A 20,868-nucleotide genomic window follows, 5' to 3' on the forward strand; every position below is an offset into this window, starting at 1 on the left:
TGTTAACTTTGGAGTAACTCACATTTTAATTGCTGCATAAACTGCTAATAAATTCTTATGTTCTTAGACTTATATTTCTTCACAGTGTTGATCAAATAATGTTTGTAGCTTTCCAGTAACTTCCATAGCACTAAAGCCTTCGATGTCATGTCTTTCAATCATCGTTACAATTTTCCCATCTTTCAACAATGCAAAAGATGGTGAAGATGGCGGAAAACCTTCAAAGTACGTACGTGCTTTTTCCGTTGCTTCACGGTCTTGCCCAGCAAAAACAGTTACCAGATGATCTGGTCGTTTATCATAATGAATAGAATTCGTTGCGGCTGGACGAGCAACACCGCCTGCACATCCACAAGTGGAATTTACCATCACTAATGTCGTACCTTCACGATTTAACGCTTGGTCAACTTCTTCTTCTGTTTTTAATTCTTGATAACCAGCTTCCGTTATATCCTTTCGAGCAGCATCTACAACATCCTGCATAAATAAATTGAAATCCATGATAACCCATCCTTTTAATATGAAATGTATATAGGTCTAGCTTATCAGCATCATCCATAAATTTCAATTTATTAATTTCCTAATAAAGAGAAATCGTATTAGCATTCATATCTTCTAGAATTTCTTTCACTCTGGCAAGAAATCTACCACATACTAAACCATCTAATATACGGTGATCTAGTGATAAAGAAAGGTTAACCATGTCCCTGGCAGCAAACATGTCATCGATAATTACTGGTTTACGAATAATCGATTCTACTTGCAATATAGCTGCTTGTGGGTAATTAATTACCCCCATTGAAGAAACCGAGCCAAATGTTCCAGTATTATTTACTGTGAATGTTCCACCTTGCATATCCTCAGATGTTAATTTCCCAGTTCGTGCTTTATTCGCAAGTTCATAAATATCACGAGCTACTGCTTTTATTGTTTTTTCATCTGCATTTTTTATTACAGGAACGAATAATTCATTTTCCTTGGCTACAGCAATTGAAAGATGAATATCTTTTTTCTGAATTATTTTATCTCCAGCCCAAGCACTGTTTAACTCTGGAAATTCTCTTAAAGCTTGAGAAACGGCTTTTATAAAAAATGCAAATGGCGTCAAACTATAACCTTCATCAGATTTAAATTTGTCTTTAATAGAATTGCGATACTTCATCATATTCGTTACATCTACTTCTACTTGCATCCATGCATGAGGGATTTCTTGTTTTGAACGAACCATATTATCCGCAATTACTTTTCGAACACCTTTTACAGGTATCTCCTTATCCCCCGTTTCACTGACCACAGGACTCGTAGAAGATGGTGCTGATATGGTATCTATTTTTTGTGATGATTTACGAGAAATGTCTTTTTCTGTAGGTGAAGTTGTTTTACCTTCTTTAATTAATTTCTCTACATCTTTTCTTGTTATCCTCCCCATACGCCCAGTACCATTAATCATTGTTAAATCAATCTCGTTTTCCTGAGCTAATCGAAGTACTGCTGGAGAGTATCTTTTTTTCATAAATTCATCGTTTTCTTTGGAATTATTCTCATTTTCTATATTATCTTGCGCATGTCCTTTATTATTTGTGGTTCCATTTGCTGAAACTGATTCTTCTGTTTCGATGTAGCAAATCAACTGACCTACTTCTACCGTTTCTCCTTCTTCTGCATTTAATTCCTTAATCACACCTGTAAATGATGAAGGAACTTCCGCATTTACTTTATCTGTCATCACTTCAGCTATGGGATCATATTTATTAACTTTATCACCTACCGCTACGAGCCAAGTGTTTATCGTACCTTCTGTAACACTTTCTCCTAACTGAGGCATGTTAATTTTTTCTACTGACATCGGTATACCTCCAATTAGTATTCTGCGAGCTCTCGCATTGCTTTTTCTACTTTATCTGGATTAACCATAAAATACTTTTCCATCGTTGGTGCATACGGCATAGCAGGAATATCTGGACCAGCTAATCGTTGAATTGGAGCATCTAGATCAAATAAACATGATTCAGAAATAATTGCCGCAACTTCTCCGATAATACTTCCTTCTTTATTATCCTCAGTAATTAGAAGTACTTTACCAGTTTTACTTGCAGCTTGACGAATTGCTTCTTTATCCAATGGATAAACTGTTCTAAGATCTAAAATATGCGCTTCCATACCTTCTTCTGCTAATTTTTCAGCAGCTTGAAGTGCAAAGTGAACACAAAGTCCATACGTAATAACAGTAATATCTTCTCCTTCACGTTTAACGTCTGCTTTTCCAATAGGAAGTACGTAATCATCTTCAGGAACTTCTTCTTTTAGCAAGCGATAAGCACGTTTATGTTCAAAAAATAGTACCGGATCATTATCACGAATTGCTGCTTTTAAAAGTCCTTTAGCATCATATGGAGTCGATGGCATAACAATTTTTAGTCCTGGTTGATTAGCGAAAACAGCTTCTACAGACTGAGAATGATATAGTGCACCGTGTACTCCTCCACCATAAGGTGCTCTTACTGTTAAGGGTACACTCCAATCATTATTAGAACGGTATCGTATTTTAGCCGCTTCTGAAATAATCTGATTTACCGCTGGCATAATAAAGTCAGCGAATTGCATTTCTGCGATTGGTCTTTTACCATACATCGCAGCACCAATTGCTACACCAGCGATCGCTGATTCCGCTAAAGGGGTGTCTAAAACTCGATCTTCACCAAATTCCTCAAATAACCCATCTGTTGCTTTAAAAACGCCACCTTTTTTACCAACATCTTCTCCTAAGACAAAAACATCTTTATCTCTATGCATTTCTTCTTTTATTGCGGTCGTAATTGCCTGAATATAAGACATTACTGGCATAACTCATCCTCCTCCCTACTCTTCCTCATAAACATATCTTAAAGCATCTTCTGGTTTTGCATAGGAAGCATTTTCTGCATAATCCGTTGCTTCATTAACAATTTCATCAATACGAGCCATGATTTCTTGCTCTTTTTCATCTCTAAGTACTCCAGCCTCTTTTAAAGTAGTAGCAAATGTAATGATGGAATCTCTCTTCTTTGCTTCTTCTACCTCATTTTTTTCACGGTATGCTCGATCGTCATCATCACTTGAATGCGCTGTTAATCGGTACGTAATCGCTTCAACTAAAGTCGGACCTTCTCCATTTACCGCTCTATCTCTTGCTTCTGCAATTGCATGATATACAGCCACGGGGTCATTTCCATCCACTGTGATGCCAGGCATTCCATAAGAACTTGCCCTTTCAGATATAGTTTCACTTGCTACTTGACGGTCATAAGGTACAGAAATAGCATACTTGTTATTTTCCACCATTGTGATGACGGGAAGTTTGTGAACTCCTGCAAAGTTAAGGCCTTCATGAAAATCTCCCTGATTTGAAGATCCTTCTCCTAATGTAACAAAAGATACAAGTGATTCTTTATCCATCTTTGCCGCTAATGCTACTCCAACAGCATGTGGTAACTGTGTTGTAACGGGTGATGAGCCAGTAAGAATTCGGTTTTTCTTTTGTCCAAAGTGGCCAGGCATTTGTCTGCCACCTGAATTCGGATCTTCGGATTTTGCAAAAGCTGATAACATAACACCCCTTGCACTCATACCAAAAGATAATACTACTCCTAAATCACGGTAATACGGAGCAATATAATCCGAGGTACGATTTAACGCTAAGGCAGCACCCACTTGTGCAGCTTCTTGACCTTGACACGAGATAACAAAAGGAATTTTTCCAGCACGGTTTAACAGCCACATTCTCTCGTCTAATTTTCTTGCCAATAACATCATTTCATACATCTCTAGAGCAATATCATTACTTACTCCTAGTTGAGACTCAGACATCGCATGTCCCTCCTTAAATTAACCATGAATTTGATTTCCTTCTACTGCAAGTGCAGCTTCACCAATTACTTCTGACAACGTTGGATGTGGGTGTATGCTCTCACCAATTTCCCAAGGAGTAGCATCTAAAAATTTAGCAAGACCTGCTTCAGCAATCATATCTGTAACATGTGGTCCTATCATATGAACTCCCAATAAATCATTTGTCTTTCTATCTGAAATGATTTTTACAAACCCTTCGCTTTCTCCGTGAACTAATGCCTTACCAACTGCTTTAAATGGAAATTTGCCCACTTTTACTTCATAGTCATTCTCTTTTGCCTGCGCTTCTGTTAAACCAATACTTGCTGCTTCAGGACTCGAATAAACACATGAAGGAATTGATGTGATATCCATTTTATCAACAGTATGCCCTGCCATATGTTCTACAGCTTTTAATCCTTCATGAGATGCAACATGCGCTAACTGAAGACCACCAATTACATCACCAATCGCATAGATATGTGACTCCTTCGTTTGGTAAAACTCATTTGTCATTATCAAATTCTTCTCCGTTACAATGTCCGTATTCTCAAGGCCAATATTCTCTATATTTCCTTTTCTTCCTACAGACATAAGGACTTTATCTGCTTGGTAAGCTTGGGTTTCTCCATTAACATCTACCTGTAATGAAACTCCCTTATCTTTCTTTACAGAATCCGCCTTTACATTCGCATTTGTAATAATTTTTATCCCTTTTTTGGTTAATAATTTGCTCATTTCCTTAGAAATTTCGGTATCTTCTGTAGAGAGTATTCTATCTTGATATTCCAGAATAGTAACATCTACTCCAAAATCGTTTAACATGGATGCCCACTCAATACCAATAACTCCACCACCAATGATTAACATAGAATGAGGAAGTGTCTCTAAAGTTAATGCATCATCCGAACTTAATATTTGGTTGTGGTCAAATTCAAGACCTGATAAGTGATTAGGTCTTGATCCCGTTGCAATCAGAACATTTTTCGGTAAAAGCATATCGTTTTCTTTACCATCACTATATTCAACTGAAATCGTTCCAGGCATTGGTGAAAATATACTTGGACCTAGTATTCTTCCAAAGCCTTGATAAACATCAATTTTACCCTTTTTCATTAAACTTTGGACGCCTTGATGTAATTGATCAATAATCTTCTGTTTGCGTTGTTGAACTTTTGTAAAATCCAGACTTGGCTTTTCTACTTGGACCCCAAATTCATCTGCATGAAGTGTTTGTTGGTATACTTCAGCACTTCGAAGTAATGCTTTTGAGGGAATACATCCACGATGTAGACAAGTTCCCCCTAATTCAGCTTTTTCAACAATTGCAACTTTCATTTTTAATTGTGAAGCTCGAATGGCAGCAACATAACCACCAGTTCCTCCACCAATAATTACTAAATCGTACTCCGTTGCCATTAATGTCCCTCCTTTTTACGGGTAGGTCTTCACGGGGACTTCTCCTCGAATTACTTGAAGAACTCCTTCATTCATAGCCTCCAATTCATTATTACCTGGAAAAACCATAATATCTGCAATCCAATTAATTCTTGTAATGACTTCTTTCATTACAAAATCATCTTCTTCTACATTCCCCGTGAAAACTATGCCATCTATTTCTCCATTTAAAACTGTACTCATTGAACCTATTTCTTTTGCAATTTGATATGCTAATGCTTGCATAACTTCTATTGTCCAAGGATCTTCTTTTAATAAATTTAATTCTATAACCTTAGGATCCTCGGTGTGAAGATATGCTTTTAAGCCAGCTTGTTTTATTAATTTCTGTTCCCAATCCTCGATCTGATCAGATTTTCCTATCCCATATTGTAAAATCCTTCCAATAGGAATACCTCCACAACGATCAATAGTAAAAGGTCCTTCCCCTTCTAATCCATTAGTAACATCAATTATTTTCCCGTTTCTATGTGCGCCAATCGTAATGCCTCGTGCAATATGAATTACAATGAGATTCAGCTCATTATACGTTTTTCCTAGACGTTTGGAAGCTAACCTTCCTGCTTGTCTATGGTTCAAAGCATGAAATATACTTTTCCTTTCAATTTCAGGAATTCCCGATATACGGGCTATTGGCTGCATTTCATCGACAACAGGGGGATCAACGATATATGCTGGAATGTTTAATCCTTTAGCAATACTATCCGCTATAACTGCACCTAAATTAGAGACATGCTCTCCAAAAGCAGCTGTTTTTAAATCATAAAGCATTTTTTCATTTATAGCATATGTTCCACCCGTTATAGGTTGGAGTAAACCACCTCTTCCACAAACGGCACTAAATTTTGATATGTTTATACCATCAAGATCTAATTGATGCAAAAGAGTATGTTTTCGATGAGAAACTTGGTCCATTATTCTAGTAAATTTATTTAGCTCTTCTTCACTGTGATGAATTGTTTGCTCATACAGAAGCCTTTCGTTTTCAAACACGCCGATAGTTGTTGCGTATAATTCTGGCTGAATCACCAATATTCTTCTATTTGTTTGCACGAGACAACCTCCAACGACTTGTCTTTCTTAATTAAATTTCAATATATGTTTTTCGTTTAGTAGAAACTGACTTCTAGAGTTACGTACTGATTGAATGCGTTCTTCTGCCATTCGATCTGCTGCAACATGTGTAGGTATGTTATCTCTTTTTGAAATCTCAAACACCTTTTTTACATTGTCATAAACCATTTCTACTTTTTTCATTGCTCTTTCCCTGTTATAACCTACCAATTCATCAGCAACATTAATAACTCCACCCGCATTAATAACATAATCTGGTGCATAAACAATTCCTCGTTCATGTAACATATCACCATGTTTTGTTGTCATTAATTGGTTGTTAGCAGATCCTGCTACGGCTTTTGCTTTTAACTTGTCTAATGTCTCATCGTTAATTGTAGCTCCTAGTGCACACGGAGCATAAATATCGCACTCTACTCCATAAATCTCATCTGGGTCTACAGCCCTTGCACCAAAATCATCTACTGCTCGTTTTACAGACTCTTTATTAATATCCGTTACAATTAAGTCTGCACCTTCTTTATGTAAAAAATCACATAGGTGATATGCTACATTTCCAACACCTTGAACTGCCACAGATTTACCTTCAAGTGACTCAGTTCCGAAAGCCTCTTTGGCAGTCGCTTTCATGCCATGATATAAACCTAGCGCTGTAATTGGAGATGGATTGCCGGATGCACCTGAATAAGAAGAAGTACCCGTTACAAAATCTGTTTCTAAATGAATGAGGTCCATATCTATTTCTGTAGTCCCAACATCTTCCGCAGTAATATAACGACCATTTAAACCTTGGATGTATCTACCAAATGCACGAAACATTTCGGGGTTTTTATCTTTCTTTGGATCACCAATAATTACTGTTTTTCCACCACCGAGATTTAATCCAGCAGCAGCATTTTTATATGTCATTCCTTTTGCCAGTCGCAGGGCGTCTACAATTGCATCTTCTTCTGTTTTGTATGTCCACATTCTCGTTCCACCTAACGCTGGACCTAGTGTTGTATCATGTATAGCAATTATCGCTTTTAAACCTGAGTTTTTATCTTGGCAAAAAAGTAATTGTTCATAGTCATATTTTTGTAAGCTTGTAAAGATTTCCATTATTAATCCTCCTAAAAGTGAATTCACAGTGCGATTAAATCGGTACACTTAGTCTACATCACTCCTTTCAATAGTAACTAGCAAATTGTATGCCAACTAAAATATCAAGTATATATGGATGTAAAACAATATAAATACGCAAGAAATTTCACTCCTGCAATTTTTTGCAGGAAAAATTATTCAAGATTGTACTTATCCAACTTATAATATAAGTTACGCACTGAAATTTGTAATTCTTTTGCTGTTTTCGTTTTATTTTTATTGCATCGTTGAAACACCATATTAATATACTGTTTTTCATAAATATCCAATGCATCTTGTAACTTCACTATATCCCCTTCTGCTGTTACATTTACAAATGCATCTTCCTGTTTATTAGAAATGGTATTAGGTAAATGCTCCACATCAAGTACTTTTTCTGTATTATCCATAAATATCATCGCTCTACTGACTACATTTTCTAATTCTCGCACATTGCCAGGCCAATGATACTTCATTAATTGTTCAGTAGCTTTCATTGATATTCTCTCGACATCTCTTCCGTATTCATTATTCATTTTATAAATGATATGTTGTATAAGCTCAGGTAAATCTGATATTCGTTCTTTTATTGCAGGTACGGTTATTGGCAGCTTATTTATTCGATAATATAAATCTTCTCGAAACGATCGATTCATAATCGCTTTTTCTAGATTTACATTCGTTGCTGCTATAACTCGTACATCTATAGAAATAGGAGTAGATCCACCTACACGAACTACCTCTTTCTCTTGAAGTACACGAAGTAATTTGGCTTGCATGGTTAATGACAATTCACCTATTTCATCTAGGAAAATACTTCCGCCATTCGCCTCCTCAAAGAATCCTTTTTTTCCACCAGTTTTTGCACCTGTAAAAGCTCCTTCCTCATACCCAAATAACTCACTTTCTAATAGGGATTCGGATAGTGCAGCACAATTTACTCGAATAAATTTATTATGCTTACGATCACTTTCATTATGAATCGCATGAGCAAACAATTCTTTTCCAGTGCCTGATTCTCCACGAAGTAATACAATAGCCGGTGTTTTCGCACCTACTTTTGCTTGTTCCAGTGCTAGCTTCATTTCCGAAGAGGTTCCAATTATATCGTCAAATGTATATCTAGCTTCTAAATTACGGATAATTTGCCGAGCACGCTTTAATTCTTTTGTTAATAATTGTATTTCTGATACATCATGTAAAACCCCAACACTACCCTTAATTTTCCCCTGTACGATTATAGGTGCAACATTAACGATAACTTCTTTGTTATGAGGACCGACTTTCATATGTACACCTCTAACTGCTCGCCGAGTTTCTAATACTTTCAAGTGCATACTTTCTCCTTCAGCGATATCTACAGTAGCCGGTTTTCCAATAACATCCTCTTCCGCTAATCCGGTAATTCGAGTATAAGCAGGATTAATGATTAAACCATTTCCCTTTTCATCTACTACACTAATTGCCTCATCCGAGGATTTTATAATTGCTTCAAGCATCGTTTTGATCTCATTTAAATCTGTATTTTCTTCAGCAAGCTTAACAACTTCTGTAATATCTTTAAATACTGCAAAAGCACCTACTAAGTCACCAGTTTTACTAATAATTGGGATTCGAGTAGATATTACTTTCTTTCCATTATCTAATATTGTTTTTTGATTTAATTCTCTTCTTTGAGATTTCAATACATTTGGTAACCTGCTCGAAGGTAACAGATCAAAAATATGCTTTCCTTTATAATCAGACTCATTTTTATTTAGAATCCGCTCTGCTCGTTTGTTTAATAGTTCTACCTTTTCATTTTTATCAATGACAATCATTCCATCATGAATATGATTTAAGATAAGCTCCAATCTATTGGCTTGTGATTTTACTTTCTCAACAAGGTATTCTTTCTCATAAAGTAATTCAGATATTATATTAGCCACTGCCCCCGGAACTACTACGGTCTTTCTCGGTCGTACATCAATTATTTCATCTAATACCTCTTCAACACCCGTAGCTTCTAATACAATATCAATTTCTTCAAAAATCCAATCCTTCCAATTAGCACTTACTGGAATACCTGCATTTTTTGCCAGTTGTATAGCTGGAGCATTTAAGTCTGAATCTACAACTGCTTTTATGCTCATTCGACTCGTTGCCTGCAGTAAATTGAATAATGCAGTACCACCTTTACCTCCACCAACAATTAATACTTGTTTCATCATCTCTCCACCTTGCATTATTTTGCATATCTACATCTTATGATATTCTGCATTTATTAGCAAACTGTTATTTTTTCTATTTTCTCTAGAATTTGATATACTTACGGTGAATATGTATTTACATAAAGGAGTTAACCGATGCAACGTCTACTAGCTATTATTGTTATATTTATTCCTGGTATTATCGCAGCAATTGGCATAAAACTAATGCGTGATACGTTGTTTGATGATTTCTATGCAATTTTTTTCTATGGTAGTATTCAATTTATAGTCGGACTTATCCTATTTATATTAGGAGTAGCATTCTTAGGTGGATTCATTATTTATCGAGATAGGAAAAAGCAAAAACGACAACAGCAGTATATTGACACAAAAGAAGACGGATAATTTCCGTCTTTTTTCATTAAAATTACTTTAATCTTCCATAAAATATGTTATATTAATAAAATAAATTCGATACAGGGGGATCATTACAAATGAAAGTAGCAAAGTTTGGAGGAAGCTCAGTAGCAAATGCAGAACAAATTCAGAAAGTAGCAAATATTATCAAGGCGGATCCCTCCAGAAAAGTTGTTGTTGTATCCGCACCAGGTAAAAGATTTAAAGAGGATGTCAAAATTACTGATCTATTAATACAGTTTGCTTCAAGCTATCAACGAAACCAAGTCGAGCAAAGTGAGAAGACGTTAACAATTATATTAGAGCGTTTCAAAGAAATAGTAGAAGATTTAAACTTACACTCCAGTATACTTGATGACATTAAACAAACAATTAAGGAAGATTTAGACAAGAAATTAACTCCAGATCAACTAATGGATGCAATTAAAGCGATTGGTGAAGATAGCTCTGCAAAAATAGTAAGTGCGTACCTTCAACATATAGGTATCGAAGCTACATATATGAACCCGAAGGATGCAGGTATATTTGTTAGCAATGAACCTGGCCATGCACAATTACTCCCTGAAAGTTTTCCGATTATTAAAAAACTACGTGATATTAAAAAAGTAGTTGTCGTTCCAGGATTCTTTGGATATGCAGAAAATGGAGAGCTCGTTACATTTTCTCGAGGTGGTTCGGACATTACTGGCTCTATCTTAGCTGCAGGAACAAAAGCATCTCTATATGAAAATTTTACTGATGTTGATTCTGTATATGCGGTTAATCCAACAATAGTAAATAATCCTAAGGAAATTAATGTGTTAACATATAAAGAAATGCGTGAATTATCATATGCTGGCTTTTCCGTTTTCCATGATGAAGCACTAATTCCTGCTTTTCGTGAACAAATTCCCGTTTGTATCAAAAACACCAATAATCCTAATGCCCCTGGAACAATGATCGTATCAGAGCGTGATGCGAGAGACAATTGTGTGGTAGGAATTGCGAGTGATGTTGGATTTTGCAGTCTTTATGTGAGTAAATTCCTTATGAACAGAGAGGTCGGGTTTGGTCGTAAACTACTCAATATTTTTGAAGATGAAGGCATTTCATTTGAACACGCTCCATCAGGAATAGATGATATGTCTGTTATATTTAGAGACCACAAATTTACTCCAGAAAAAGAACGTGTAGTGATTGACCGTATTAAAAATGAACTACATGTTGATACAGTTAGTATTCATCGAGACTTAGCTGTTATTATGGTAGTGGGTGAAGGTCTTGTAAATACGATTGGAGTCGCTGCCAGAGCTACTTCATCATTCTCTAAAGCAGGAGTAAATATTGAAATGATTAATCAAGGTTCCTCAGAAGTATCAATGATGTTTGGAATTCATGCCGAAGATATTGACAAAGCTATTCAATCACTATATCATGAGTTTTTTGAAGTGAGCCAAAAGATAGAAAACATCACTGTTTAATGCAGTGGTGTTTTTTTATTTGTTGCACCATTTTTAATAGGGTAAGTAAGCAATAAAGTGATACAGCATCTACGGGAATAATTCACCTTTTAGGTACCGTATTCTCGTCAATGCTTTTCTCCATTCCAAAATGATTAAAAGGAGGTTGTAGAGTGAGTAATTGAAAGTACAAATGACACACGCTCTTTATCAATGCCTTTAGTAATGATAATCGGCTGTGTAATCGTTACAATAATTGAACTTATTTTTGATATAAACTTTCATACCCCCTCACTTCCGATCTTTAATTGGTTATTTATTAGGAGTTATTGGTTATGTAGTAAGCTTATGCAAAGCACAGAAAAAATTAACAAAACAAAACGTCCCTCTCCATCAGATGTCAATCTAATTAAGAAGAACGTCTTATCTTTTCTTTTTCGTACATAGTTTATCGCCCTATTGTGCGTATGTACAACATACAAACGACTTAGCTAACTTTATGTTCTAATCGTAACCGATCAGCCACCATTGCAATAAATTCGGAATTGGTTGGTTTAGCTTTTGAAATATTAATGGTGTAACCAAATAGTGCAGAGATGGAATCAATATTTCCTCGACTCCATGCTACTTCAATAGCATGACGAATCGCTCTTTCTACCCGTGAGGCAGTAGTATTAAATTTCTTTGCTATATCCGGATAGAGTACTTTTGTGATAGAACCAAGCAATTCAATGTCATTATATACCATTGTAATCGCTTCTCTTAGATACATATAACCTTTAATATGTGCAGGAACTCCAATTTCATGAATAATATTCGTGATATTTGCTTCAAGATCCTGTTTCTTTTTTTCTACTTTCGTTGTTTTAGATATTGTCGGGCTGGACGTTATTTTCGTTCCTTGAACTTGTCGAATTTGATCTGCTAAATTTGATAAATCGAATGGTTTCAGAATAAAATAAGACGCTCCTAAATCGACTGCTTTTTTCATCACTTCTTCTTGCCCAAATGCTGTTAACATAATTACATTCGGCTTCGAAGCTAAATCCATCGATTTAATGCTATTTAATACCGCTAATCCGTCAATATGCGGCATGATGATATCTAATATTAATACGTCTGGATTTTTTTCCTCCAACATACTAATACAATCTCTTCCATTAAAAGCAGTTCCAATAACTTCAATATCATGTTGATCGGTAAAATAATCCTCCATCATCTCAATAAGTTCTTTGTTATCATCGACTAAACATACAGAAATTTTCTCCACCAGTTATTTCCTCCCTTTATCTTTTGATCCACAATTTACATATTCTACAAAAGTATAAAATATCCTCTTTTTAATTAAAAAACTTTAAATTATTTTAAATTTATTCAATTATACTTCGTTTTTCTCATGTTTTCGATATGATTCGATATTAAAAAAAGAATGTTGTCGAAAAATCTTTAATTGTCAGTAGTTGTACTTCATTTAAAAGCAAAAATAAAATACTTGTAATGGATTAACCACTACAAGCATTTTTTAAGCAACTTTTTGTTTTTCATCTCGGTGCGGTATAATATCTGCATCTTGCAACATCCATTCAATATGAACACCGTAACCTGATGTTGGATCATTTACAAAAACATGAGTTACTGCCCCAATTACTTTTCCATTTTGAATGATTGGACTTCCACTCATTCCTTGAACAATTCCACCTGTTTCTTTTAATAATTTTGGATCTGTAATTTGAATAACCATTCCTTTTGTAGATGGATTATTTTGCGGCACACTACTTACAATTTCAATATCAAATTCCTCAATTTCTTCTCCATTTATGACTGTTAAAATTTTTGCTGGTCCTTCCTCTACTTCATGTGATAATGCAACCGGAAAAGGTTTGTTGTATTTCTCATGGTCAATTTCTTTCTCTAGCACACCAAATATCCCATAATCTGTATTTCTTTTTATAGAACCAATTCGATGGTCCGCTTCTTCAAATCTTGCCTGTTTTTCTCCAGGAATTCCATTATCTCCTTTTTCAATCGAAGTTACTGAAGAATGAACAATGGACCCATCTTCTATTTCGATTGGTTTTTTTGTATCCATATCAGAGATCACATGACCTAATGCACCATACTTTCCACTTACCGGATCATAAAATGTCATCGTACCTATACCAGCTGCTGAATCTCTAATATAAAGCCCTATTTTGTATTGTTTTTCTTTTTCATCTAATACAGGCTCAAGTTTCGTGTCAATTGTATCTTTGCCTCTTTTTACGGTAACATCCATCATTTTTTTACTTTTCCCTGCTTCTTCTACATAAGATTTAATGTCATTCATTTCTTTAATTTGTTCACCATTTATTTTAACGATAACATCACCTACATTAATCTTTGCTTTTTCCCCTGGTGAAATATCCCCTTTATTTCCATTTACCAAATGATGACCAACTACGAGAACTCCTTTTGTTTCTAGTTGAACTCCAATTGACTGTCCCCCAGGAATTACTTTAACATCCTGCAAATTTCGAATTGGTTCTTCCTCATTATTCTTTTTTGGTGCTGGAACAGCATAAGGGAAGATTTTTTGAATTTCTTTCGTTGCACTAGTCGACTGGACTAGTTCTGAATCTATATGATCAGCTATGGTCATTTCTGGAAAAATAAACATAGAAGAAAGTATAAAGGAAGTTACTAAAAATAGTACAAATCGCTTTATGAAGTTTTTTGGTCTATTTTGCACGTCATCACTCTCCTCTTTCAACCATCGATTTGTTCTTTTTATGTACTTATAATTTCTGCAATCGACAAATCTTTAAACTGGAACAACCTATGTGAAATGTGTATCTTTTCCTGTAAAAGAGGTTGTATAGCTTACATAGCTTGATGTATCAGCTATATGCATATAAGAAGTTTAGTTATATTTGTTAATCGAGGTAAAATAAAAAAACCGGTAAGTTTATTTTCCGGTTTTTGGCTGATTTTATCCTATTTATTTTAATTTTTCACTTTAAAGTTTGAAGCAAGCTCAAGCATTTCTTTTGCATGATTTTTTGCAGTATCAGTAAGTTTGGTACCTGTTATCATGCGACTCAATTCATCGATTTGTTCACTTTCATTTAACTCCTGAACACTCGTATACGTTCGATTCGCTTTTTCATTTTTACGAATAAACTTATGTGTATCTGCCATTGCCGCTACTTGGGGAAGATGAGTAATACATAAAACTTGAGAATCTATAGATACTTGATGCATTTTTTCAGCAATAGCTTGCGCAACCCGTCCACTTACTCCCGTATCCACTTCGTCGAAAATAACACTGGTAATGCCTTGATGTTTCGAAAATATCTTTTTAAGTGCAAGCATAAATCTTGATAATTCTCCACCTGATGCTACTTTAGACAGGTCTTTTAACGGTTCACCAACATTCGTCGAAATCAAAAAACGGACTTTATCATACCCTTTTTTTGTTAACTTAAGTGGTGCGGCATCTTCAAAATCAATCGCAAATGATGCATTCTCTAAGTATAAATCTTTCAGCTCTTGATGTATCTCATTTACCAAGTTTTCTGCTGCCAATTTGCGTAAATGATGAAGCTGTTCGGCTTCTAACATTGCATCTTTTTCCAGTTCTTCTATTTCCGCAACTAATGCCTTAACATGTGTATCACGATTTGTAATCTGTTCTACTTCTTCATCAATTTTTGCTAAATAAGCTAACATTTCTTCTACTGTCGTTCCGTATTTGCGTTTTAACTTATTTAATTCATCTTTTCTTTGCTCTAATTCATTTAATCGTTCGGGATTATATTGAAGCTCATCTAAATGATTTCGTAATGAATATGCTAACTCCTCTAAAGCATAGAAATGGTTTGCAATTTCTTCATTTTTTTCAGTAATAAAAGGATCGACATCTTGATTACTGTCCAATGCTAATTGGGCTTGTTTAACAAAATCAAGACCACGTTGTTCGCCATATAAGGCATAATAAGCATCATTTAATGCTTTATGAAGTTTCTCATAATTTGCAAGCTGATGAATTTCTTCTTCTATTTCATTATCTTCTTCAGGCTGTAAATGTGCTTGCTCCAATTCCTGCTGTTGGAATAGTAACAAATCAAGTCTCTGTGCCATCTCTTGTTCATTATCATTTAGCTTGCGATACTTACGCTTTACTGTTTCAAGCGCATCATATATTTTCCTGTATTCTGTCTTTGTCTCTTCAATTGCCTTATAATCGTACATATCTAGAAAGTCAATATGATGGTCAACATCCATTAATGACTGAGTCTCGTGTTGGCTATGAATATCGATTAATGTTTTCCCAAATTCACGTAATATTGCTAATGTAACTAACTTGCCATTAACACGACAAATACTTTTACCAGAAGAAGTAATGATACGTTGTAATACTACTTGTTCATCTTGTATTTCTATCCCAAATTCATTACCTGTACGATATATAGGATGATGGTTGTTCGAAATAAAAAACAATCCTTCAATTGTTGCTTTTTTCGTACCATGTCTAACATAGTCTACCGATCCTCTCCCACCTGCTAACAATTGAATCGCATCAATTATAATGGATTTACCTGCTCCAGTTTCACCTGTTAATACAGTTAATCCATCATTAAAAGTAATAGATATGTCATCGATAATAGCAAAATCTTGAATTGATAATTCGGTTAACACTTTTCTATCCACCCCATTGTTTCTAACTTATAACATTTCAATAAAGCGATTTTTAATCATTTCTGCTTGTTCAGGAGTTCTGCAAATGATTAAACATGTATCATCCCCACAAATTGTCCCCATAATCTCTTCCCAGTCTAGATTATCAATTAATACACCAACAGCATGCGCATTTCCAGGTAATGTGTGAAGAATAATAAAATGACTAGCATGTTCAATTTTTACAAAAGTATCAACAATAAGTCGTTTTAACTTTTGTAATGGATTGAAACGTTGGTCTGCCGGTAGACTATATTTATATTGCCCCGTTGTTGTAGGAACTTTTACTAATTGTAGTTCTTTAATATCGCGTGAAACGGTTGCTTGAGTAACATTAAAATCTAACGCTTTTAAGGAGTCGACTAATTCATCTTGTGTCTCAATTATATTCTCTGTGATTAGTTCTCTAATTTTAATATGCCGCTGTAATTTACTCATGATTACACCTCCTCAGTTCCTTAACTCAAATACATATGTGCTTCTTCTATAACATGTTCGTAGGATATAGACGCATCCATATTGTATTCTTTTTCCCATCCTAAATGTAGCAGAAACTCAATATTTCCTTCTGTACCCGTAATAGGTGAGTAAGTTAAATTCAACAAAGAAAAACCGCTCTGCCTTGCGTATACTATCACTTTATCTAAGACTTCATGATGTATCGCTGGATCACGAACAATTCCTTTTTCTCCTACTTGTTCACGTTTTGCCTCGAATTGTGGTTTTATTAGTGCAATTATATCACTATTTGGTTGTAGAATCTTATTAAGGACTGGGAATATATGCTTTAAGGAGATAAATGAAACATCTATAGATACAAAATTAGGAAGACCTTCATTTAATAACTCAGGTGTAACGTCTTTAAAGTTTGTCCGTTCCATTACAATAACACGGTTATCATTTCGAAGCTTCCAATCTAATTGATTGTACCCAACATCAATTGCATAGCTTTTAACTGCGCCATGTTGTAATGCACAATCCGTAAACCCTCCCGTGGATGAGCCAACATCCATAAACAATTTACCAGATACATTTACATCAAATTCCTGCAATGCCTTGTCTAACTTTTTTCCGCCCCTACCAACATAGGGATTATCTTTATGTTTTACACGTAACGGGGTTTCACTAGAAATAATAGTTCCCGGTTTATCTATTCTATCGTTTTCTGTATAAACAACTCCAGCCATAATAGACCTTCTCGCTTTCTCAATATCCTCTACTAACTCTCGTTCTACAAGTAACTCATCAGCTCTTTTTTTCTTTTTCATTTTAATGATCTCGCTCGCTGAAATACTTTGTTAATTCGGTAAGTAAAGAATTATCTGCCCCAGCTAAATGTAGACTTTTAAAAGCTTTTTTTACATATTGATTTTTCTGCTCGATAGCGCCATCTAATCCTAATAGTTTCGGGTACGTGCTCTTTTCATTTAGTTCATCGCTACCGACAGGTTTTCCAATTTTCGATATATCTCCAGTAATATCCAAGATGTCATCCTGTACTTGGAATATTAGCCCTAAATAATAGGCATAATCAGTTAAATGTTTTAACTGATTGTCTGTTGCTCCACCAAGATATGCACCAGCAAAAATGGCAAATCGAATTAACTCGCCGGTCTTCAATGCATGAATTTCTTCCATTTCATCTAATGAAACAGCTTGTTTTTCTGCTTCCATATCCAGTATTTGACCAGCAACCATCCCAGCAGGTCCACTTGCTTCAGATAAAATACGTATTAATTGAACTTTCTCATCTGAAGAGAGTAGTGCGTCCGAACTAATCAATTGAAAACTATATGTTAGTAATGCATCTCCAGCCAGTATTGCTGTAGCTTCATTAAATTGTTTGTGATTCGTTAATTTACCTCGGCGATAATCATCATCATCCATCGCTGGTAAATCATCATGAATGAGCGAGTACGTATGAATCATTTCTAATGCTACTGCTGAAGACATAACTTTATCCAGTGTTTCTCCATAAACCTCATAACTAGCAAACATTAATATCGGTCTTAGTCGCTTTCCACCAGCTTTTAACGAATATAACATGGAGTCTTTTAGATTGGTTGGAATATCTAATTGTGAAAAATAAGCATTATATGTTTGTTCTAGTTTGTCACGATATTCATCCAAATATCTTTGTAAGTTTTCATTCACGACGACGGATCCTCCTGTATATCAAAAGGCTCTAATTCTCCCTGTTCATTCATTATTTGTACCATTTTATCTTGTACATGGTTCAACTTTTCACTACAAAGTTTAGAAAGATTCATACCTTCTTGATAATATTCGATAGCTTTTTCGAGTGGAACGTCTCCTTCTTCTAATTTAGAAACGATTCCTTCTAATTTTTCTATGGCTTGTTCAAACGTTAAATCCTTCGTTGCCATTCTCTGTCGCCTCCTTAATTTCGGATACTTTTCCAACCACTTCACCATCTGCAACCTTTAATTGTATCGTATCATTTATATTCACATTTTTAACTGATTTTATTAACTCCCCGTTTTCATCATATGGTAATGCGTATCCTCTTTTCATAATTTCTAACGGGTTAACCAAACTTAATTTATCTATTTGCGAATATAATCGTTGAGAGTGTTGTTCAAGATAATTATTCATCGTCTTATTTTGAAGGGAGTGTAATTGACGTAATTTATCAAGAGCTAATTTAAGTTCCCTTTGTGGATGTTGACTGGATAGTCTTTTTTTTAAGTGATCATGTGTTAATTTGTCATCAGAAACTTTTGTTTTCATTATTCGTTGAAGATTATCCATGGTTGAATCTAATTGTTGTTCCTTTTGCTTTACTAATTGATGCGGATATTTAAACGCATAGGTTTGGCTTAATTGACGAAGTCTTGTTTTGTTCTGATTAATATATTGCTTTAACTGCTGTGCTAACTGCCTTTTTTGTATCTCTATTTTATCCATAAGTTCGATCTGGGAAGGTACTGCTAATTCTCCGGCTGCAGTTGGTGTAGGAGCACGTAAATCAGCTACAAAATCGCTTATCGTTGTATCTGTTTCATGTCCAACAGCGGATATAATTGGCGTTTTCGATTCAAAAATTGCTTTTGCAACTTCCTCTTCATTAAAACTCCACAATTCTTCAATCGATCCTCCGCCTCTCCCAACAATAATAACATCGTACGATAGATCGTCTGCTTGGTGTATGGCTCGAACGATAGATGCTGGAGCTTGATTTCCTTGAACAAGTACTGGAAAAACCGTTATTTTTACAGAAGGATAACGGCGTTTCATTGTTATGAGAATATCCTTGATTGCTGCACCAGTTGGAGAAGTGATCACGGCAATACTTTTTGGATAACGAGGAATTGATTTTTTATATTCCTCTGCAAAATATCCTTGTTTATGTAATCTTGCTTTTAATTGTTCAAATGCTTGATACAATGAACCGATTCCGTCAGGCTCCATTTCATGAATATACAACTGATATTGACCATAAGCTTCAAATACACTTATTTCACCACGAATAAGGACGTTCATTCCATTTTCAGGATGAAAGAGTAACTTACGATTACTGGAAGCAAACATAACCGCCTGAACACGAGCAGAATCATCTTTTATCGTCAAATACATGTGGCCTCGACTATGGTGCTTAAAATTTGAAATTTCCCCTCGTAACCAAATATCACGCAAATGTGGATCAGAGTCCATTTTCCTTTTTACATATTTAGTCAAGGCTGTTACCGTCAAATATTTATCTTTCAACGTGATTCAATCCTTTTGCAGCTTTAATTGTGTTTTTTAATAGCATGGTTATCGTCATTGGACCAACACCACGTGGTACAGGAGTTATGAAAGATGCTTTCTCTTTTGCACTTTCAAAATCTACGTCTCCAGTAAGTTTTCCATCATCCTTACGATTAATGCCTACATCAATTACAACCGCATCTTTTTTAATATAATCAGCATTAATTGCATGAGCTCGTCCCATCGCAACAATTAGTATATCTGCCTGTTTTGTAATTTCTTGCAAGTTCTTTGTACGTGAGTGCGTATACGTAACTGTTGCATTTTCCTGTAGTAAAAGCAATCCAATTGGTTTTCCAACAATATTACTTCTGCCTATAATAACAGCATGCTTTCCTTCAAGAGAGATATCTTTTGATTGCAACATCGTTAAAATACCGTACGGAGTACATGGTATAAATGTATCTTCACCCGTCATCATTTTTCCAACATTAATAGGATGAAATCCATCTACATCTTTCGCAGGAGAAATTGCATGTATAATCTTCTGTTCGTCCATTTGATCTGGTAATGGTAACTGAACTAAAATGCCATGAACACTATCGTCGTTATTTTGTTCATCAATGATACTTAACAGTTCCTCTTCAGTAGTATCATCAGGCAGTTCAATTAAATTAGAAGAAATCCCTGTCACCGCACAGGCTTTTTCTTTTCCTCTTACATAGGATTTGGAAGCAGGGTTATCTCCAACCAATATTACTGTTAAATGTGGAGTCAGACCTTTTTCTTTTAATTCATCTACTTCTATTTTCATTTTTTGCTTTAATTCTTCAGATAATTCTTTGCCATTTAACAACGTAGTCATTGGTTTTTCT

General features: G+C 35.1%; 19 protein-coding genes. 2 read left to right on the plus strand and 17 right to left on the minus strand.

Annotated features, from left to right (window positions below; all coding sequences use genetic code 11):
• Window positions 1-69: 69 nt before the first annotated feature.
• From C794_RS09880 to C794_RS09915, 8 genes are all read right to left on the minus strand, one after another.
• On the minus strand, window positions 70-501 hold the full coding sequence (locus C794_RS09880; protein WP_017796977.1) for a BrxA/BrxB family bacilliredoxin: 432 nt from the start codon (window positions 499-501) through the stop codon (window positions 70-72).
• 79 nt (window positions 502-580) lie between these two features.
• Complete coding sequence (locus C794_RS09885; RefSeq protein WP_017796978.1) at window positions 581-1,846, minus strand: dihydrolipoamide acetyltransferase family protein; 1,266 nt, start codon at window positions 1,844-1,846, stop codon at window positions 581-583.
• Window positions 1,847-1,860: 14 nt separating this feature from the next.
• Window positions 1,861-2,844 (minus strand): alpha-ketoacid dehydrogenase subunit beta, encoded by a 984-nt coding sequence (locus C794_RS09890; RefSeq protein ID WP_017796979.1) that lies wholly within the window; start codon window positions 2,842-2,844, stop codon window positions 1,861-1,863.
• A 15-nt stretch (window positions 2,845-2,859) separates the two neighbouring features.
• Entirely contained in the window at window positions 2,860-3,846 is a 987-nt protein-coding gene (locus C794_RS09895) for a thiamine pyrophosphate-dependent dehydrogenase E1 component subunit alpha (protein WP_017796980.1), read from the minus strand.
• Window positions 3,847-3,864: 18 nt separating this feature from the next.
• On the minus strand, window positions 3,865-5,286 hold the full coding sequence (gene lpdA, locus C794_RS09900; protein ID WP_017796981.1) for a dihydrolipoyl dehydrogenase: 1,422 nt from the start codon (window positions 5,284-5,286) through the stop codon (window positions 3,865-3,867).
• 15 nt (window positions 5,287-5,301) lie between these two features.
• On the minus strand, window positions 5,302-6,378 hold the full coding sequence (buk, locus tag C794_RS09905) for a butyrate kinase (protein ID WP_017796982.1): 1,077 nt from the start codon (window positions 6,376-6,378) through the stop codon (window positions 5,302-5,304).
• A gap of 27 nt (window positions 6,379-6,405) precedes the next feature.
• On the minus strand, window positions 6,406-7,500 hold the full coding sequence (locus C794_RS09910; protein ID WP_017796983.1) for a Leu/Phe/Val dehydrogenase: 1,095 nt from the start codon (window positions 7,498-7,500) through the stop codon (window positions 6,406-6,408).
• A gap of 176 nt (window positions 7,501-7,676) precedes the next feature.
• Window positions 7,677-9,728 (minus strand): sigma-54 interaction domain-containing protein, encoded by a 2,052-nt coding sequence (locus tag C794_RS09915; RefSeq protein ID WP_017796984.1) that lies wholly within the window; start codon window positions 9,726-9,728, stop codon window positions 7,677-7,679.
• Window positions 9,729-9,866: 138 nt separating this feature from the next.
• On the opposite strand from C794_RS09915, the gene C794_RS09920 reads away from it, so the two are divergent.
• Both C794_RS09920 and C794_RS09925 read left to right on the plus strand, forming a co-directional pair.
• On the plus strand, window positions 9,867-10,115 hold the full coding sequence (locus C794_RS09920) for a DUF2627 family protein (protein ID WP_017796985.1): 249 nt from the start codon (window positions 9,867-9,869) through the stop codon (window positions 10,113-10,115).
• An 89-nt stretch (window positions 10,116-10,204) separates the two neighbouring features.
• Window positions 10,205-11,587, plus strand: a complete 1,383-nt coding sequence (locus tag C794_RS09925; RefSeq protein ID WP_017796986.1) for an aspartate kinase — start codon at window positions 10,205-10,207, stop codon at window positions 11,585-11,587.
• A gap of 466 nt (window positions 11,588-12,053) precedes the next feature.
• Here C794_RS09925 and spo0A read toward each other — a convergent pair whose 3' ends face one another.
• From spo0A to folD, 9 genes are all read right to left on the minus strand, one after another.
• Window positions 12,054-12,836, minus strand: a complete 783-nt coding sequence (gene spo0A, locus C794_RS09930) for a sporulation transcription factor Spo0A (protein ID WP_017796987.1) — start codon at window positions 12,834-12,836, stop codon at window positions 12,054-12,056.
• A gap of 252 nt (window positions 12,837-13,088) precedes the next feature.
• Window positions 13,089-14,294 carry a SpoIVB peptidase gene (gene spoIVB, locus C794_RS09935; protein ID WP_017796988.1) on the minus strand — a complete coding sequence of 402 codons (1,206 nt, stop codon included), beginning with the start codon at window positions 14,292-14,294 and terminating at the stop codon, window positions 13,089-13,091.
• Window positions 14,295-14,548: 254 nt separating this feature from the next.
• The gene (gene recN / locus C794_RS09940) at window positions 14,549-16,243 is read right to left on the minus strand and encodes a DNA repair protein RecN (RefSeq protein ID WP_017796989.1); all 1,695 of its coding nucleotides are present in this window, start codon (window positions 16,241-16,243) and stop codon (window positions 14,549-14,551) included.
• 27 nt (window positions 16,244-16,270) lie between these two features.
• Window positions 16,271-16,720 carry a transcriptional regulator AhrC/ArgR gene (gene ahrC / locus C794_RS09945; RefSeq protein WP_011066272.1) on the minus strand — a complete coding sequence of 150 codons (450 nt, stop codon included), beginning with the start codon at window positions 16,718-16,720 and terminating at the stop codon, window positions 16,271-16,273.
• Between the two features lie 20 nt (window positions 16,721-16,740).
• Window positions 16,741-17,550, minus strand: coding sequence for a TlyA family RNA methyltransferase (locus tag C794_RS09950; RefSeq protein WP_017796990.1), 810 nt, complete (start codon window positions 17,548-17,550; stop codon window positions 16,741-16,743).
• A 1-nt stretch (window position 17,551) separates the two neighbouring features.
• Window positions 17,552-18,436, minus strand: a complete 885-nt coding sequence (locus C794_RS09955; RefSeq protein WP_017796991.1) for a polyprenyl synthetase family protein — start codon at window positions 18,434-18,436, stop codon at window positions 17,552-17,554.
• On the minus strand, window positions 18,433-18,669 hold the full coding sequence (locus C794_RS09960) for an exodeoxyribonuclease VII small subunit (RefSeq protein WP_017796992.1): 237 nt from the start codon (window positions 18,667-18,669) through the stop codon (window positions 18,433-18,435). Before C794_RS09960 ends, C794_RS09955 begins: the two co-directional genes overlap by 4 nt.
• Entirely contained in the window at window positions 18,644-20,011 is a 1,368-nt protein-coding gene (gene xseA, locus C794_RS09965) for an exodeoxyribonuclease VII large subunit (protein WP_017796993.1), read from the minus strand. The genes C794_RS09960 and xseA overlap by 26 nt, the downstream gene beginning before the upstream one ends.
• Complete coding sequence (gene folD, locus C794_RS09970) at window positions 20,001-20,858, minus strand: bifunctional methylenetetrahydrofolate dehydrogenase/methenyltetrahydrofolate cyclohydrolase FolD (protein ID WP_017796994.1); 858 nt, start codon at window positions 20,856-20,858, stop codon at window positions 20,001-20,003. Before folD ends, xseA begins: the two co-directional genes overlap by 11 nt.
• Between the last annotated feature and the right edge of the window lie 10 nt (window positions 20,859-20,868).

The organism is Oceanobacillus kimchii X50, from assembly GCF_000340475.1.
GTDB lineage: Bacteria > Bacillota > Bacilli > Bacillales > Amphibacillaceae > Oceanobacillus > Oceanobacillus kimchii.